Origin of the sequence: Conyzicola lurida (assembly GCF_014204935.1) — a bacterium.
Classification (GTDB): domain Bacteria; phylum Actinomycetota; class Actinomycetes; order Actinomycetales; family Microbacteriaceae; genus Conyzicola; species Conyzicola lurida.
The window spans coordinates 1,668,486-1,685,996 of sequence record NZ_JACHMJ010000001.1 but is presented as its reverse complement, the minus strand read 5'-3'; the positions used below and the strand labels follow the sequence as shown (position 1 = coordinate 1,685,996).

11 protein-coding genes are annotated in these 17,511 nt (G+C 68.9%); 7 read left to right on the top strand and 4 right to left on the bottom strand.

Annotation, left to right across the window (positions count from 1 at the left end; all coding sequences use genetic code 11):
- Positions 1-41 precede the first annotated feature (41 nt).
- From glnA (HD599_RS08115) to HD599_RS08095, 5 genes are all read left to right on the top strand, one after another.
- On the top strand, positions 42-1,379 hold the full coding sequence (glnA, locus tag HD599_RS08115) for a type I glutamate--ammonia ligase (protein WP_184235761.1): 1,338 nt from the start codon (positions 42-44) through the stop codon (positions 1,377-1,379).
- 5 nt (positions 1,380-1,384) lie between these two features.
- Positions 1,385-4,321, top strand: a complete 2,937-nt coding sequence (locus tag HD599_RS08110; protein WP_184235758.1) for a bifunctional [glutamine synthetase] adenylyltransferase/[glutamine synthetase]-adenylyl-L-tyrosine phosphorylase — start codon at positions 1,385-1,387, stop codon at positions 4,319-4,321.
- Positions 4,322-4,907: 586 nt separating this feature from the next.
- Entirely contained in the window at positions 4,908-6,488 is a 1,581-nt protein-coding gene (locus tag HD599_RS08105; protein ID WP_184235755.1) for a glycosyltransferase family 2 protein, read from the top strand.
- On the top strand, positions 6,475-8,226 hold the full coding sequence (locus HD599_RS08100; protein ID WP_246376127.1) for a glycosyl hydrolase: 1,752 nt from the start codon (positions 6,475-6,477) through the stop codon (positions 8,224-8,226). Before HD599_RS08105 ends, HD599_RS08100 begins: the two co-directional genes overlap by 14 nt.
- Before the next feature lie 59 nt (positions 8,227-8,285).
- The gene (locus HD599_RS08095) at positions 8,286-9,713 is read left to right on the top strand and encodes a UDP-glucose dehydrogenase family protein (RefSeq protein WP_184235752.1); all 1,428 of its coding nucleotides are present in this window, start codon (positions 8,286-8,288) and stop codon (positions 9,711-9,713) included.
- Positions 9,714-9,872: 159 nt separating this feature from the next.
- Here HD599_RS08095 and glnA (HD599_RS08090) read toward each other — a convergent pair whose 3' ends face one another.
- Positions 9,873-11,297, bottom strand: coding sequence for a type I glutamate--ammonia ligase (glnA, locus tag HD599_RS08090; protein ID WP_184235749.1), 1,425 nt, complete (start codon positions 11,295-11,297; stop codon positions 9,873-9,875).
- 134 nt (positions 11,298-11,431) lie between these two features.
- Here glnA (HD599_RS08090) and HD599_RS08085 point away from each other — a divergent pair, with 134 nt between their 5' ends.
- Entirely contained in the window at positions 11,432-11,872 is a 441-nt protein-coding gene (locus tag HD599_RS08085; RefSeq protein WP_184235746.1) for an RDD family protein, read from the top strand.
- Between the two features lie 295 nt (positions 11,873-12,167).
- On the opposite strand, the gene HD599_RS08080 is transcribed toward HD599_RS08085, so the two are convergent.
- Positions 12,168-12,878, bottom strand: a complete 711-nt coding sequence (locus tag HD599_RS08080; RefSeq protein WP_184235743.1) for a DUF4191 domain-containing protein — start codon at positions 12,876-12,878, stop codon at positions 12,168-12,170.
- Positions 12,879-13,008: 130 nt separating this feature from the next.
- Between HD599_RS08080 and HD599_RS08075 the strand changes: the two genes are divergently transcribed.
- Positions 13,009-14,541, top strand: a complete 1,533-nt coding sequence (locus HD599_RS08075) for a protein kinase domain-containing protein (RefSeq protein WP_184235740.1) — start codon at positions 13,009-13,011, stop codon at positions 14,539-14,541.
- A 25-nt stretch (positions 14,542-14,566) separates the two neighbouring features.
- On the opposite strand, the gene sucB is transcribed toward HD599_RS08075, so the two are convergent.
- Together sucB and lpdA are read right to left on the bottom strand one after the other, a co-directional pair.
- Positions 14,567-16,054, bottom strand: a complete 1,488-nt coding sequence (gene sucB / locus HD599_RS08070) for a 2-oxoglutarate dehydrogenase, E2 component, dihydrolipoamide succinyltransferase (RefSeq protein ID WP_184235737.1) — start codon at positions 16,052-16,054, stop codon at positions 14,567-14,569.
- 83 nt (positions 16,055-16,137) lie between these two features.
- Positions 16,138-17,511 carry a dihydrolipoyl dehydrogenase gene (gene lpdA, locus HD599_RS08065; protein ID WP_184235734.1) on the bottom strand — a complete coding sequence of 458 codons (1,374 nt, stop codon included), beginning with the start codon at positions 17,509-17,511 and terminating at the stop codon, positions 16,138-16,140.

The window sequence follows — 17,511 nt, the reverse complement described above, 5'->3', positions numbered from 1 at the left end:
GCGCGGTAAACGACTACCCCCAGAGCAACATGAGGAGCCGGATGGACAAGCAGCGAGACTTCGTTCTTCGAACCATTGAAGAACGAGGCATCAAGTTCATCCGCCTATGGTTCACCGACGTCGTCGGCACGCTGAAGAGCGTCGCGATCGCCCCCGCCGAGGTGGAGGGCGCGTTCTCCGAGGGTCTCGGATTCGACGGCTCGGCCATCGAGGGCTTCACCCGCGCGTACGAGGCGGACATGCTCGCGCAGCCCGACCCCACGACGTTCCAGATCCTGCCGTGGCGCGGCGAGATCGACCCCACCGCGCGCATGTTCTGCGACATCACCACGCCCGACGGCCAGCCCGCCGTCTCCGACCCCCGCCACGTGCTCAAGCGCACGCTGGCCAAGGCGGCCGACCGCGGCTTCACCTTCTACACGCACCCCGAGATCGAGTTCTACCTCCTCAAGTCGTCGAAGCTGAAGAACGGCAAGCCCGAACCGGTCGACTCCGCCGGCTTCTTCGACAACGTCCCCGGCGGCACGGCGCACGACTTCCGCCGCCGCTCGGTGCGCATGCTCGAGGACCTCGGCATCTCGGTGGAGTTCAGCCACCACGAGGCCGGCCCCGGCCAGAACGAGATCGACCTGCGCTACGCGGACGCCCTCACCACGGCCGACAACATCATGACCTTCCGCACCGTGATCAAAGAGGTCGCGATCGAGCAGGGTGTCTACGCGACGTTTATGCCGAAGCCGATGTCGGGCCAGCCCGGCAGTGGAATGCACACGCACCTCTCGCTCTTCGAGGGCGACTCGAACGCGTTCTACGACGCGAGCGGGCATTACCAGCTCTCCACGATCGGCCGCCAGTTCGTCGCGGGCCTGCTCAAGCACGCCCCCGAGATCACGGCCGTGACGAACCAGTTCGTCAACTCGTACAAGCGCCTGTGGGGCGGCGACGAGGCTCCGAGCTTCGTCACCTGGGGCCACAACAACCGGTCCGCCCTCGTGCGCGTGCCGCTCTACAAGCCCAACAAGGGACAGAGCGCGCGCGTCGAGTACCGCGCGCTCGACGCCGCGGCGAACCCGTACCTCGCCTACTCGCTGCTGCTCGCGGCCGGGCTCAAGGGCATCGAAGAGGGATACGAGCTTCCCGCCGAGGCCGAAGACAACGTCTGGGAGCTCAGCGACGCCGAGCGCCGCGCCCTCGGCTACAACCAGCTGCCGGCGAGCCTCGACCACGCCGTCTCCCTCATGGAAGACTCCGAGCTCGTCGCGGAAACCCTGGGCGAGCAGGTCTTCAACTACGTGCTGCTGAACAAGCGTCGCGAGTGGAAGGAATACCGCGCCCAGGTCACGCCGTACGAGCTGGAGAGCAATCTCGAGATCCTGTAGGCACCATGCGCCATCAGACAACGCTGACTGATCTGGCCCGGCTCGGCTTCGCCGATCTGGAGACGTCGCGGGAGCGGCTGGCCGAGTTCGACGACTCGGTCATCCCGTTCTTCGCGCACGCCGCCGACCCCGACCAGGCCCTGCTGCTGCTCGGCCGGTTGCGGGAGGGAGCCCCGACGGAGCTCGAGTCGGTGATGCGGGATGACGCGGCCGCTGCCCGGCTCGTGCGCGTGCTCGGCGCCTCGATGGGGCTCGGCGACTTCCTCAGCCGCCGGCCGTCCGAACTCTCCGCGATCAGCGATCCCATCGCGGGGCCGCCGGGCGCTGCCGAGTACACCGCCGACATCCTCGGTTCGATGGCCGGGCTGGAGGGCGACGCCGCGGTCACCGCGCTGCGGGTGCGCTACCGGCGCCACCTCGTGCAGCTCACCGCGTGGGATCTCGAGCAGTCCGACCCCCTCGCCGCCGTCTCCGTCGTCGCCGCCGCGCTGGCGGACCTCGCCGGCGCCGCGCTCGACGCCTCCCTCGCGCACGCGCGCACCGTGGTGCGTTTCCCGGCCGCCGACGTGGCGCTCACCCGCCTCGCGGTGATCGGTATGGGCAAGGCCGGCGCCCGCGAGCTCAACTACGTGAGCGACGTGGACGTGATCTTCGTCGGCGAAGCGGCCGACGGGTTGTCGAACGACCGTGCGGTCGAGATCGCCACCCGCCTCGCCATGGAGACCATGCGCGGCATCCACGAACCGGCCTACGAACCCGAACTGTGGGAGGTCGACGCGAACCTGCGCCCGGAGGGCAAGGACGGCGCCCTCGTCCGCACGCTCGAGTCGCACCTCGCGTACTACGACCGCTGGGCGAAGAGCTGGGAGTTCCAGGCCCTGCTCAAGGCGCGGCCACTCGCCGGCGACCTCGTGCTCGGCACCCGGTACGTCGAGGCCGTCGCGCCGCTCGTCTGGTCCAGCGCGAGCCGCGACGGCTTCGTCGACTCGGTGCAGCGGATGCGCGAGCGGGTCACCCAGAACATCCCCGGCGACGAGCTGGACGTGCAGCTCAAGCTCGGCCCGGGCGGGCTCCGCGACGTCGAGTTCACCATCCAGCTGCTGCAGCTCGTGCACGGCCAGAGCGACCCGCTCGTGCGGCAGGCGGCCACGCTGCCCGCGCTCATCGCCCTCGCGGACCAGGGGTACATCGGCCGCGTCGAAGCCGCCGAGTTCTCCCGCGACTACCGGTTCCTCCGGTTGCTCGAACACCGCCTGCAGCTCACCAAGCTGCTCCGCACGCACCTCATGCCCACCGACCCCGAGGCGCTGCGCATCCTCGCGCGGGCGAGCGGGGTGTCAGCGAGCGGCGTCGAACTCGCCGAGCAGTGGAAGCGCACCAAGAACGCCGTCCGCCGGCTGCACGAGCGCCTCTTCTACCGGCCGCTGCTCTCCGCCGTCGCGGCGCTCCCCGAGGACGGCCTGGCACTGAGCAGCGCCCAGGCGACCGCGCGCCTGGCTGCCATCGGGTTCACCGACCCCGCCGGCGCCCTGCGCCACATCGCCGCGCTCACCGGAGGAGTCTCGCGCCGCGCGACCATCCAGCGCAACCTCCTGCCCGTCATGCTGCAGTGGTTCGCCGAGGGCGCGGACCCCGACCACGGGCTCCTGGCTTTCCGCCGGCTCAGCGACGACCTGGGCGAGGCCTACTGGTTCCTACGGATGCTGCGGGACTCGTCGGGCGCGGCCCAGCGGCTCACCCACGTGCTCTCCGGCTCCCGGTTCGTCGGGGACCTCTTCGAGCGCATCCCCGAGGCCGCCGCCTGGCTGGAGAGCGACTCCGAGCTGCGCCCCCGGCCCACCGCGGTGCTGCTGGACGAGGCGCGGGCCACCGTGGCCCGGCACTACGACGACGCGGACGCCGCGGCGCTCGTGCTGCGCACCGCCCGCCGGCGCGAGATCCTCCGCGTCGCGATGGGTGCCATCCTCGGCACCATCACGATCGAGGAGCTCGGCCGCGCCCTGTCGGACATCACGACGGCGGTCCTCACCGGCGCGCTCGCGATCGCCCATCGCTACGGCGACGGCATCGAGTTCGCCGTCATCGCGATGGGGCGGTACGGGGGAGCGGAGCTCGGGTTCGGCTCCGACGCCGACGTGATGTACGTCTACCGCCCCGCGGGCGCGACCGACGGCGAGGCGCAGTCACGCGCCGAGAACATCGTGCGGTCGCTCTCCCGGCTCACGGAAGACCTGCGCACCCCGCTCGACCTCGACATCGGCCTGCGTCCCGAGGGCAAGACCGGCGCGATCGTGCGCTCGCTCGACTCCTACCGCGCGTACTACGCCCGCTGGTCGCTGACCTGGGAGGCGCAGGCCCTGCTGCGTGCCCGCGGCGCTGTCGGCGACGACCCGCTCATCGCCGAGTTCGAGAAGCTCGCCGACGAGGTGCGGTTCCCCCCGTCCATCTCCGACCGGGACGTGCGCGAGATCAAGCGCATCAAGGCGCGGGTCGAGTCCGAGCGCCTTCCGCAGGCCGCCGATCCCTCGCGCCACCTCAAGCTCGGCCGCGGCTCGCTCAGCGACGTGGAGTGGTTCGTGCAGCTGTTGCAGTTGCAGCACGGCGCCCGTATCCCCGGACTGCGCACCACCTCGACCCTCGGCGCCCTCGCGGTGGCCGTGGACGCCGGCCTGGTGACCCCGGCGGATGCCGCGAAGCTCCGGGATGCCTGGGTCCTCGCCTCGCGCGCGCGCAGCGCGATCACGCTCTGGAGTTCGAAGACCGCCGACGTGCTGCCCACCGACCGCGCCCAGCTCGAGGGCGTCGCCCGGTTGCTCGAATACGCCCCCGGCTCCGCGTCGCTGCTCGAAGAGGACTACCTGCGCACGACCCGGCTCGCCCGGCACGTTTTCGAGCGCGAGTTCTACGGTCTGCCGTCGAATCCGGCTCCCACCACGGCCTGAGTCGCTTCGCGGCGTGCCCCGGGGTCACCCCCCGAGGGTCGCAGATGAGAGTCTTCTCACGCAGGTTTGTTGCACGGGAAGCTGTTCGAGGTCATTAATCCCGCGTCGGCAAATGGTGAGCGGAATATTCTTTAACCAATTTTCGACCCCGGTTCGGCCGTTGAAACGGTCAAACATTCCTGTACCCCGTTTCCGGATTCTGTACCTCGCTCGGGCAGCTGGCTAATACCCTCATCCAGTCGAGGGACGTCGCCCGCCGGCGTCGGGGCGGCACCGGTCGAGGGGCGGGTGACCGGCTGTTTGTCGCGCGGCCCGACATTTCTACGGGCGGCTTTTCCGGGGCGCGCGGGGCGGCCGCGGCATCCCGATTTCGGCCTCGAAAACCGAGTCCCCCTTAACGGGGACTCGGAGATTCCACCCCCGCGTCGGCGACCCGGCCGCGCCGTATCGCAACGCTACGGTCACGCGCTTTCGTCGCTTGCGGCCCCCCGATAGGGGCACACATACTGGGGCCTACCCGACGCGTCACCATTCAGTTCCCCGATGTTGTGGAAGCCGCTTTTCTTCACACCAACGTTGGGGACAGATGTTTATTTTCATCCTTCAGTTGCGCCATCTCATCGAAGGCCACCCCGAGCTCTACCTGTTCACGGTCTACTCCGCGTGCATCTGGGGCCTCTGGATCATCAAGGTCCTCGTCTCGCGCCGCTACCGGCCGTTCACGGGTACCTTCACCGGAACGACCAGCGTCGTCGTCCCCGTGGTCGACGAGCCGCTCGACCTCTTCCGCGACGTCATCGAGCGCATGGTCGAGCAGAAGCCGGGCGAGATCATCGTCGTCATCAACGGCGCCGAGAACCCCGCGCTGCAGGCGGTGTGCGAGGAGTACGCGCCGCTCGTCCGCTGGGTGCACACCCCGATCCCGGGCAAGCGCAACGCGGTCATGATCGGCACGAACATGTCGACGGGCGACATCACCGTGCTCGTCGACTCCGACACCGTGTGGATGCCGAACGCGCTCGACGAGCTCGTGAAGCCCTTCGCCGACAGCCGCGTCGGCGGGGTCACCACCCGCCAGCGCATCCTCGAACCGGAGCGCTCGTGGATCACCCGCTGGGCCGACTGGCTCGAGAACTCGCGATCGCTGTACTCGATGCCCGCGCAGAGCGTGATGGGCCAGGTCGGCTGCCTCCCCGGCCGCACGATCGCCTTCCGCCGCAGCATCCTGATGACGGTGATGGACAAATTCATGACCGAGCGCTTCATGGGCGTCTTCCTCGAGGTCTCCGACGACCGCACGCTCACCAACCTCACCCTCAAAGAGGGCTACCGCACGGTCTACCAGCACACCAGCCTCGTCTACACCGACGCGCCCCTGCAGGTGAAGAAGCTGTTCAAGCAGCAGCTGCGCTGGGCACGCGGCAGCCAGTACAACACCCTGCGGATGCTGCCCTGGATGCTCGGGCACGCGCCGCTGCTCGCGCTGTTCTTCGTGATGGACATCATCCTGCCGTTCCTCCTCGCCGGCGTGATCGGCGGCTGGGTCTACCGCGCCTTCACCGGCGAGGGCATCAACTTCTACGAGGGACTGCTGCAGGAATACGGCGTGCAGTCCGGCCTGTTCGTGATCATCGCCCTGATGGTCGTCTCGTCGGTGCTCAGCATGGGCATCCGCCAGATGCGGCACCTCGGCGAGAAGCCCTCCGACTTCTTCCGCCTCCCCGTCTTCATCCTCGCCTCGACGTTCTTCCTGATGCCCGTGCGTCTCATCGGCTTCTTCCGCATGGGTCACGCCAGCGGCTGGGGCACGAGAGCCGGCGCCTACGCCGGCGGGGCTCAGGATGACGCGGCCGACGCCGCCCGCGAACACGCGGTCGACGAACCCGGCCGCCTCGCGGCCCCCGGCACCGCGGATCTCGGCGACATCGACGCCGCGTGGACGCTCTCCGGCGGCACGGTGACGGCGACGACCGACGGCACCCAGCCGCTCGCGGTCGGAAGCGTACTCGTCGACGAGCGCCGGGCAGAAATCATCCGACCAAATGTTCAGAAGCCCGTCATGCGACAGACAACTCCGCGGCGTCGTCTCAACCCCAAAGCGGCGTTCCCTTATCTCATCGGCTTCACCATCTTTTTTGTAGAGGCGGTACTCCTTGTCCAAGTCTGATAACTCGTGGTGGGCATCCAGCACCGGCAGCGCCAGGCGGACGGCGGTGGGCGCGACGCTCATCGGACTCGCCCTCGCCGGCGTCAGCTACTTCGTCTGGATGTCGCCCGCCAGCCCGGCGAGCCAGGTCCGTGCCGGCATCGAGACCGTTGTCGAGGAGACCGGCGCGGTCAACTCCATGACCGACGAGCGCAACCGGCTCCTCAGCCGCACGGTGGAACTGCAGAGCAAGGTCGACGACCGTAACGGCCAGCTCGCCCGGCTCACCAGCGCCTACGAGAGCTCGAAGCGCAAACTCGCCGAGATCCAGGGCATTCCGCCGGTCACGATCCGCATTTCGACCCCGCCGACCGCGTCCGCCCCGTTCGTGAAGGCGCCGGGCAGCAGCACGACGACCCCGTCCAAGCCGTCGAAGCCGTCGACGACCGATCCGACCGCCGACGACCCGAAGCCGACGACCACCCCGAAGCCGTCCTCGACGCCCAAGCCCTCGGCGACGCCGAAGCCGTCCTCGACGCCCAAGCCCTCTGCGACCCCGAAACCCTCTGCGACGCCGAAGCCCTCTGCGACACCGAAGCCCTCGGCGAGTCCGACGCCGGAGCCGACGACCGCACCGGTGCCGACCCCGGAACCGACGACCCCGCCGGTCACGCCGCCCGTGGTGCCGACCCCCGCTCCGGAACCCACGACGCCACCGGTCACCCCGCCGGTCGTGGTGCCCGTGGTGGTGCCGACCAAGGCCGAGATCGTCAACCCGACGTCGCGCTACTTCGGTCTCTACACCGCGCAGGCCCCGTTCAACTGGGCGACGTACGACGACGCGGCCACGAAGATCGGCGCCGAGCCGAGTCTCGTCGGCTACTTCGGCGGCTGGGACGAGGCGTTCCGTGCCAACGCGGTCACCCGTGCCTGGGACCGCGGCACCCTGCCGATGCTCACCTGGGAGTCGCGCCCGATCGGATCGCCGAACAGCCAGATCGACGAGCCGGACTACCAGCTTCCCGACATCCTCGGGGACGCGGCATCCGGCATACCCGGCTCGTACGACGCCTACCTGCACCAGTACGCGAAAGACATCGTCGCCACCGGGCTCCCGCTCGCGATCCGCTTCGACCACGAGATGAACGGCGTCTGGTACCCCTGGTCCGAGACCAAGGGCAACGGCGACCCGATCAACGGCAACCGTGTCGGCGACTACGTGAAGGTCTGGCAGCACGTGCACGACATCTTCGAACAGGAGGGTGCGAACAACCTCGTCATCTGGACCTGGGCTCCGAACATCGTGAACAAGCTGCCCGCCGCCAACAAGACGCCGGAGTTCCTCGCGGCGCTCTACCCCGGCGACGACTACGTGGACTGGGTCGGCCTCTCCGGCTACCTCCGTCCCGAGTACGAGCCGGACAACCCCTTCGAGTTCGACTACACCTTCGACCGGAGCCTCGACGCGCTGCGTGCGATCACCAGCAAGCCGATCGTCCTGGCCGAGGTGGGAGCGTCCGAGATCGGCGGCAAGAAGGCCCAGTGGGTCGAGAGCATGTTCGACAGTCTCGCCGACCCGAAGAACAACGACATCGTCGGTGTGGCCTGGTTCAACCTCGCGGTCACCAGCTACATCGAGGGCGAACTCGGAACCAACGACTGGCGCGTCGACTCCCGACCGGAGACACTCGCCGCCTTCAAGATCGGTGTCGTCAGGCCCGACGAGAACTTCAACCTGACACCGATACCCGCCCCATGACCCGCTCACCCCACAACCACAACCGCACACCCCACGCAACGCCATCAGGGAGGTCCACAATGAAAGCCACGACAGACGCACCAGAGATCGACCGTTCAGTCAACGCACCGCGCATCAGCGTGATCGGCACCGGCTACCTGGGGGCCACCCACGCCGCCGCGATGGCCGAGATGGGCTTCGAGGTGTTCGGCGTCGACGTCGACCCCAAGAAGGTCGAGGCGCTCAGCGCCGGCAAGGTGCCGTTCTTCGAGCCCGGTCTGCCCGAGCTCATCCTCAAGCACGTCAAGAGCGGTCGCCTGCGGTTCACCACCGATATCGCCGAAGCGACCGCCCTCTCCGACGTGCACTTCATCTGCGTGGGTACGCCCCAGCAGCGTGGCAGCAACGCCGCCAATCTGAAGTTCGTCGAGGATGCCACGGCAGCCGTTGCGGCCAACCTCACCCACGACGGCCTGATCGTCGGCAAGTCGACGGTTCCGGTCGGTACGGGAATGCGCCTGCGTGACATCGTCGCGTCGGTCATCCCCGCGGGTATCACCGCAGAGCTGGTCTGGAACCCCGAGTTCCTGCGCGAGGGCAAGGCGGTCATGGACACGCTGACGCCCGACCGCATCGTCTTCGGAGGCGCCTCGGAGAAAGCGGAGGCCCTGCTGCGCACGGTCTACGCCGCACCGATCGCCACCGGCACCCCGGTGATCGCCTGCGACCTGCCGACGGCCGAGCTGGTCAAGGTGAGCGCGAACGCGTTCCTCGCGACGAAGATCTCGTTCATCAACGCGATCGCCGAGGTCTGCGAAGCCGCCGGCGCCGACGTCTCCGTGCTCGCCGACGCGCTGGGCCACGACGTGCGCATCGGACGCCAGTTCCTCAACGCCGGGCTCGGCTTCGGCGGCGGCTGCCTGCCGAAGGACATCCGCGCCCTCATGTACCGCTCGAGCGAACTCGGCGCCTACTCGGCCGCGTCGCTGATGCAGCAGGTGGACGAGATCAACATGGGGCAGCGGCAGCGCGTGATCGACCTGGCGCTGACGGCGCTCGGGGGATCGGTGCTCAACCGTCGCATCGGCGTCCTCGGCGCGGCCTTCAAGCCGCACACCGACGACGTCCGCGACTCGCCGGCGCTCAACGTGGCCGCCGCCCTGCACCTGCGGGGCGCGCAGGTCGTGGTGTTCGACCCGGAGGCCGGCGCGACGGCGAAGGCGATGTTCCCCACGCTCACCTACGTCGACACCATCGAGGACGCGGTCACCGACTCCGACGCCCTGCTCGTGCTCACGGAGTGGGCCGAGTTCGTCGACGCCGACCCCGTCGCGATGCTCGACCTGGTGCACACGCCGGTCGTCATCGACGCCCGCAACTGCCTCGACGCCGACGCCTGGCGCGCGGCGGGCTGGAAGTTCCGTGCCCTCGGTCGCCCGGTGCCCGTCGACGAGCAGCCGGCGGCGCTCACCACGGGACCGATCCGCACGCTGGTCGGCGCCCGCTAGCCGGCAGACCCTCAGCCCCACCGACTCGTTCGGCCGCACCCTCGTCCAGGAGGGTGCGGCCGTTCGTCGTTTCCGGGCGGCGCCGGCTGCGCCATCCCGCCCGCTCTTAAACGACGACGGCCGCACCCCCGAGGGATGCGGCCGTCGCTGGTGCCGAGGTTAGACGCTGTAGTACAGCTCGTACTCGAACGGGGTCGGGCGCTGAGCGGCCGGGATGATCTCCTTCTCGCGCTTGTACGCGATCCAGGTCTCGATCAGGTCGTTCGTGAACACGCCACCCGCGGTGAGGAACTCGTGGTCGGCCTCGAGAGCGCGGAGCGCCTCCTCGAGCGACGCGGGAACCTGGGGGATGTTCTTGGCTTCCTCGGGGGGAAGCTCGTACAGGTCCTTGTCGACGGGCTCGTGCGGCTCGATCTTGTTCTTGATTCCGTCGAGGCCAGCCATGAGCTGCGCGGCGAAAGCGAGGTACGGGTTGCCGGAGGCGTCGGGCGCGCGGAACTCGATGCGCTTGGCCTTCGGGTTGGTACCCGTGATCGGGATGCGGATCGAGGCCGAACGGTTGCCGGCCGAGTAGACCAGGTTCACGGGGGCTTCGAATCCGGGGATGAGGCGACGGTACGAGTTGAGCGTCGGGTTGGTGAACGCGAGCACTGCCGGAGCGTGCTTGAGCAGGCCACCGATGTACCAGCGCGCGATGTCGCTCAGTCCGCCGTAGCCGGACTCGTCGTAGAAGAGCGGCGTCGAGCCGTTCCACAGCGACTGGTGCGTGTGCATGCCCGAGCCGTTGTCGCCGAAGAGCGGCTTCGGCATAAACGTCGCGGTCTTGCCCCACTGCTCGGCGGTGTTCTTCACGATGTACTTGAACTTGAGGATGTCGTCTGCCGCGTGCACCATCGTGTCGAAGCGGTAGTTGATCTCGGCCTGGCCGCCGGTGCCCACCTCGTGGTGGGCGCGCTCGAGGATGAGGCCGGCGTCGATCAGCTTGAGGCTGATGTCGTCGCGGAGGTCGGCCTGCTTGTCGACGGGGCTGACGGGGAAGTAGCCGCCCTTGAACGGCGTCTTGTTGGCGAGGTTTCCGCCCTCTTCGACGCGGCCCGTGTTCCAGGCTCCCTCTTCGGAGTCGACCGAGTAGAAGCTCGAGTTCTGCTTCACTTCGTAACGCACGTCGTCGAAGATGTAGAACTCGGCCTCGGGGGCGAAGTACGCGGTGTCGGCGATGCCGGTGGACGCGAGGTACTTCTCCGCCTTCTTGGCGATCTGGCGCGGGTCGCGCGAGTAGATCTCGCCGTTACGCGGGTTGTAGATGTCGAAGATCATAATCAGCGTGCGCTCGACACGGAACGGGTCGAGGTACGCCGTGGTGACGTCCGGGATGAGCTGCATGTCGGACTCGTGGATCGACGCGAATCCGCGGATCGACGAGCCATCGAAGAGCTGGCCGACGGAGAAGAACTCCTCATCGACAGTGGACGCGGGAATGTTGAAGTGCTGCTGCACGCCGGGAAGGTCGGTGAAGCGAATATCAAGGAACTTGACGTCAGTGTCCTTGATGAACTTGAGCACTTCGGAAGAATCACTGAACATGTGAGGGACTCCAATGAGCTTGGTGCGGGTGACTGCAATCGCAGCCACCCACGAGGTTATGCGTAGGGAGTTTCGCCGTGGTGACGCAAATGTTTCCGGCATGTTACGAGAATGTTCCGGTTTAGGATTAGCGAATGCCTTCCGCGACCCCCGCTTCAGCCGATTGGCCGGGTCAACGACTCGGACTTCCCGAGCGCGGGCCGCGCTCGATCGCCCGCGGAGGCAGGCGTTTGCTGGCCATCGTGCTCGACTGGGTGCTCGCCTCGGCGATCTCCGTCGGCTTCTTCCCGACCACGCACGGCGACCTCGCCGACCGGATCCTCGAGTCGAACAGTTTCGCGACGCTGGGAATCTTCGCCGTTTTACAGATCATTTTCATAGCAACCCTGGGCGGCAGCGTCGGCCATCTCGTCTTCGGCATGCGCGTCGTGCCGCTCAACCCGGCCTGGGTGGGCGTCTTCAAGCCCGCGGCCCGCACCGTGCTGCTCTGCCTGTTCATCCCCGCAGTCATCTGGGACCGCGACCACCGCGGCCTGCACGACCGCCTCGTGGGCACGGTGCTGGTGCGCCGCTGAGCGCCTCGCGCTCTCTGCGGCGACCGCGGCCGCGCCATCCATCGCCCCGAACGCCGACCCGCGAATTCGGAAATTCAGGAAGAACGTGGATGCCGCGGCGCACCGCCCGCGGAGATCCGGGGGAGCGCGGCCGGCCCAAGGTCACTCTTCCTGAGTTTCCGATCGCGCGCGGGGGCGGGGTGGCGCGGCGACGCCCCGCGGCGAGCAGCACGCGGACGAACTGCCCCAGACTCACCGCCCGCAGACGCGGAAATGCCCCGGTCCCAGAGGACGCGGGGCATTCGTGCGGAACGGGTCAGCGCGGTCGGCTAGAGCGCACCTTGAACGGGTCGACGCCCTTGGGGATCGGCAGCTGGTTCTTGCCGAGCGAGTTGAGGCGGTTGCTGACGGCGAGGATCTCCTGCTTGCGCAGCGCGGTCTTGAACTTGTTCAGGCGACCGGAGAGCTTGTGCAGCGGCACCGAGTCGGCGTCGGGTCCGACGTAGAGGAAGTTGACCGGCACGTTCGGCAGCATGCGCACGACGGAGCGGCGCTCGTCGTCCAGCATGCGCTGCGTACGGCTGCGCGGGCCCTCGCCGATGAGGACGATGCCGCCCTTGCCGACGGCACGGTAGACGGCGTCCTGCGTCTTCGGGCTCACGGCGACGGGCATCTCGCTCGCGGCCCAGCCACGGCGCAGCGAGCTCTTCAGCACGGCGCCGACGGCTCCGGGCTGGCCCGCGATCTGCGAGTAGGCAGCCTTCTCGGCGCGGCGTCCGAGCACGATCAGGAAGGCGAGGAGCCCGCCGAGTACACCGGCGACGATGAAGAGGATGAACCCGATGATCTGCTCGCCCGGGTTGGAGAAGATGAACGCCAGCGCGACGCCGAGCAGCACGGGCAGCAGGAAGGCGAGAGTCAGGTACCAGACCGCGAGCGAGTCGTAGCGCCGGGTCATCTGCAGTACGGACCACATCTGCTTGATGCGGCCGGGTTCCTTGTTCGGGTCCTTCTTGGTGCGTGCCATGGTTACTAGGATACGGGCAGTTTGCGGCCGCGAATCCGCGCCGGGTCCTCCACAGTTCCGCTTCCAGCGATCAGCACGCAGATTGCGGACTTCCGCCCCGGGAAATCGCCGCTGCAGCGATGATCGGGAGATGTCGATCGCCCGGCCTCCGCTCGCCCCGCCGTCCGCCCACGCGGGCGACACGGGGTTCTCGCCCGGCGACAGCGTGGGCGGGTACCGTCTGGTGCGGCTGATCGGCGCGGGCTCTCGCGCAGAGATCTATTTGGGCGTCGCCCAGTCGAGTCCGGATGCCGCGGCTCCCGCCACCGCGGCGGTCAAAGTCTTCCGGGCCGACGTCGCCGACGACGACATCTCGACCGAGCTCGAAGCCCTCAGTCGCGCGTCCCACCCGCACGTGGTCGCGGTGCGCGACCTGGCCACGACGTCGCGCGGCCAGCAGTGCCTCGTCCTGGAACGTCTCGCCGGCGGCGGGTTGGCCCGGCTGCTCCGCGAGCGGTCGACGCTCACCGGGGGCGAAGCGGTCACGATCCTCGCGCCGATCGCCGACGCGCTCGACACTCTGCACCGCTCGGGGGTCGCCCACGGAGGACTCCGCGTGCCGTCGGTCGCCTTCCGGGAGACCGGCGCCCCGGTGCTCGTCGGTCTCGGCCACGCCGCGGTGTTCGCGCCGGGGGAGTCTCGGGCGGCCCGGTCGGCCAACGCGGCGGCCGCGCGCGACCGGGAGGCGTTCGGCGAGCTGGCTGCCGCGGTGCTCGCCCGGGTCGCCGCACCCGCCGCCGCCGTGCTGGCCGAGTCGCTCGCCTCGGGCGTCCTCGCGCCCACGACCGAAAGCGCTTCGCTGGCCGACCGCATCTTCGAGCTCGCCGAGCCGGAGCCCGTGCGGATGCTGCGTCGCTCGGGCGCGCATCTCGAGGCGCCGGATCCCGCGGACACGGGTCAGGACGCCGCGGTCGCCGCCCGGGGGCCGCGCTGGGAGGTCGCGCCGCGTACTCCGCCACCCCTGCCCGCGACGAGACCGCCCAGAGCACGACCGCGGCGGGAGCCGCGCGCAGCACGTCGCGGGCCGACCGCGCTCACCGCGTTCCTCGGGCAGCTGCGGAACATCCGCCCGCGGTTCTGGCTCACCGCGGGCGGCGTCGCGCTGAGCCTCGTCGTCGCCCTCGCCGTCGTGCCCCAGTCGTCGGAGGGCTCGCAGGGTGCGGTGGTCGCGGGCTCCACGACCGGCGCACCGTCGCCGGTCGCCAGTCCGCCGTCGGACGCCAGCGAGGTGCCCGACGTGGACGGCCCCCTCGACGGCAGCGCACCCGAGGACGGCAGCGCACCCGACGACGGCAGCGCACCCGACGACCCGGTCGCGGCCGTCGCAGTGCTCCTCGACGAACGGGAGCAGTGTCTGCGCGAACTCTCGCTCGCCTGCCTGGAAGGGGTGCTGCAACCGGGATCCGCGGCGATGGCCGCCGACACGGCCCTGGTCGAGTCGATCCGCGCCGGCGGTGAGCGTCCGCCCGGGGCGTCCGTCCCCGTCGGCACGCTGACTCTGGTCGAGCGCCTCGGCGACTCGGCGCTCGTCGGCCTCGGGAACGGTCCGGAAACCACACCGGCCTCGACCCTCGTGATGAGGGGCGAGGCCGGTTGGCGGATCCGTGCGTATCTGCCGCCCTAAGACGGCCGAATGGGTGTGTCCAGAACTAGATACCCAGAACGCTGGCGAAGTCGCCGCCCTCGAGGCGGTTCTTCACCGCGACGAGGAAGCGGGCTGCGTCCGCGCCGTCGACGATGCGGTGGTCGTAGGACAGTGCCAGGTAGACCATCGAGCGGATCGCGATCGAGTCCGTGCCGTCGTTGGTGACGACGACCGCACGCTTGGCGACGACGCCGGTTCCGAGGATGGCGCTCTGCGGGAGGAACACGATCGGGGTGTCGAACAGCGCGCCACGCGAACCGGTGTTGGTCAGCGTGAACGTTCCGCCGGCGAGCTCGTCGGGCTTGAGCTTGTTGTCGCGGGTGCGGGCGGCGAGGTCCGCGATCTGGTTGGCGATGCCGGCCAGGTCGAGCGACGACGCGTCCTTCACGACGGGCGTGAGCAGTCCGCGCTCGGTGTCGACGGCGATCGAGATGTTCTCGTGTGCCGGGTAGACGATCGAGTCGCCGTCGATCGTCGCGTTGACGATCGGGTAGGCCTTGAGGGCCTCGGCGGCGGCGAGAGCGAAGAACGGGAGGAAGGACAGCTTGACGCCGGCCTTCTCGGCGAACTCGCCCTTGACCTTGTCGCGGAACGCGGCGACCTTGGTCACGTCGACCTCGATCACCGAGGTGAGCTGGGCCGACGCCTGCATCGAGATGACCGCGCGTTCGGCGATGACCTTGCGCAGTCGCGACATCGGAACCGTGGTTCCACGCAGCGGCGAGGTCTCGAGAGCGGCGGGGGCGGATGCCGCTGCTGCCGGGGCCGCCGCGGGGGTGGCCGCCAGCACGTCCTGCTTGCGGATGCGTCCGCCGATGCCCGTGCCGGTGAGCGACGCGAGGTCGATTCCGCGGTCGTTGGCGAGCTTGCGCACGATCGGGGTCACGTAGCCGGCGTTGGCCGACAGGGCCGCTGCGGGCTCTGCGGCGGGTGCCGGTGCTGCGGCCGGAGCGGGAGCTGCCGCAGCCGGGGCTGCGACGGGCTCGGGCGCGGGGGCTGCCGCGGCCGGAGCGGGCGCCGCGGCGGGCTCCGCTGCAGCGGGGGCTGCGACCGGCTCGGGCGCGGGAGCGGCCGGTGCCTCTTCCTGCACGGCGGGCGCGGGGTCGACCGGTGCGGGCTCGGGAGCCTCGGCGGGTGCCTCGGACTCGCCGGGAGCCGGAGCATCCGTCGACGGTACTTCCTCGGCGGGCGCTTCGGCCGGTGCCTCGGCGGCGGGTGCCTCGGCGGCAGGTGCCTCGTCGGCCGGTGCGGATTCGCCGGCACCGATCGTCACGAGTGCCGTGCCGACCTCGACCGTCTCGTCCTCTGCTACGAGAATTGCCTCGATCACGCCCGCAATCGGGGACGGGATCTCGGTGTCGACCTTGTCGGTCGACACTTCGAGCAATGGCTCGTCGACCTCTACACGGTCACCCACGTTTTTCAACCAGCGGGTCACCGTGCCCTCGGTCACACTCTCGCCGAGTGCCGGGAGGTTGACGGATTCGCTCATCAGTGATGCTCCTTAGTAACCAAAATCTTGTTCTAGCCAGCTTAGTTCTGCCCCGTACCGGATTGGCACAGGTCGAAATTTTCTTAGATTGCGTGCAACGGCTTTCCGGCCAGGGCGAGGAACGCTTCTCCGAGCGCCTCGTTCTGGGTCGGGTGCGCGTGGACCAGAGGAGCGATGTCCTCGGGGTATGCCTCCCAGTTCACGGCGAGCTGCGCTTCGCCGATGAGCTCGCCGACGCGGGCGCCGATCATGTGGACGCCGACGACCGGGCCCTCGTTGACACGGACGACCTTGATCGAGCCGGCGGTGCCGATGATGTGGCTCTTGCCGTTGCCGGCGAGGTTGTAGTCGTACGAGGAGATCTTGTCGGCGCCGTACTTTTCGGCGGCCTTGGCCTCGGAGAGTCCGACGGACGCGACCTCGGGGTCGCTGTAGGTGACCTTCGGGATGTTGAGGTCGTCGACGACGATCGGGTTGAGGCCGGCGAGCTCTTCGGCGACGAAGATGCCCTGCTGGAAACCGCGGTGCGCGAGCTGCAGGCCGGGGACGATGTCGCCGACGGCGTAGACGCCGGGCACGCTCGTCTCGAGGCGCTCGTTGGTGATGACGAAGCCGCGGTCGACGGTGACGCCGGCCTCTTCGAAGCCGAGGCCCGCGGTCGACGGACCACGGCCGACGGCGACGAGCAGCAGGTCGGCCTCGATCGTCTCGCCGTTCTCGAGCGTGACGACGACGCCGCTCTCGTTCTGCGTGACGCTCTGGAAGCGGACGCCGAGCGTGAAGCCGATGCCGCGCTTGCGGAACGCGCGCTCGAACTGCTTGGAGACGGACTCGTCTTCGTTGGGAACGAGGTGGGGGAGCGCCTCGATGATGTGCACGTCGGCACCCCACGACTTCCAGACGCTGGAGAACTCGACGCCGATGACACCGCCGCCGAGCACGGCTACCTTCTTCGGGATGAAGTCGAGCTCGAGCGCCTGCTCGGAGGTGATGACGCGGCCGCCGATTTCGAGGCCGGGAAGCGAGCGGGAGTAGGAACCGGTGGCGAGGATCACGTTCTTGCCGGTGATCACGTCGTCGCCGACCTGCACGGAGTGCGGGGAGACCAGACGGCCCGAGCCCTCGATGACGGTGATGCCGCGGGCCTTGATCAGACCCTGCAGTCCCTTGTACTTGCTGGCGACGATGCCCTGGCGGTACGCGGTGACGGCCGAGATGTCGATGCCGCCGAAGGTCGCGGTGACGCCGTACTTGGCGGACTCGCGGGTGACGTCCGCGACCTCTGCCGAGTGCAGGAGCGCCTTCGTCGGGATGCAGCCCACGTGGAGGCAGGTGCCGCCGAGCTTGTTCTTCTCGATGAGTCCTACGGTCATTCCGAGCTGACTTGCGCGAAGCGCGGCCGCGTAGCCGCCACTTCCGCCGCCCAGGATCACAAGGTCAAAATTCTGTTCCGACAC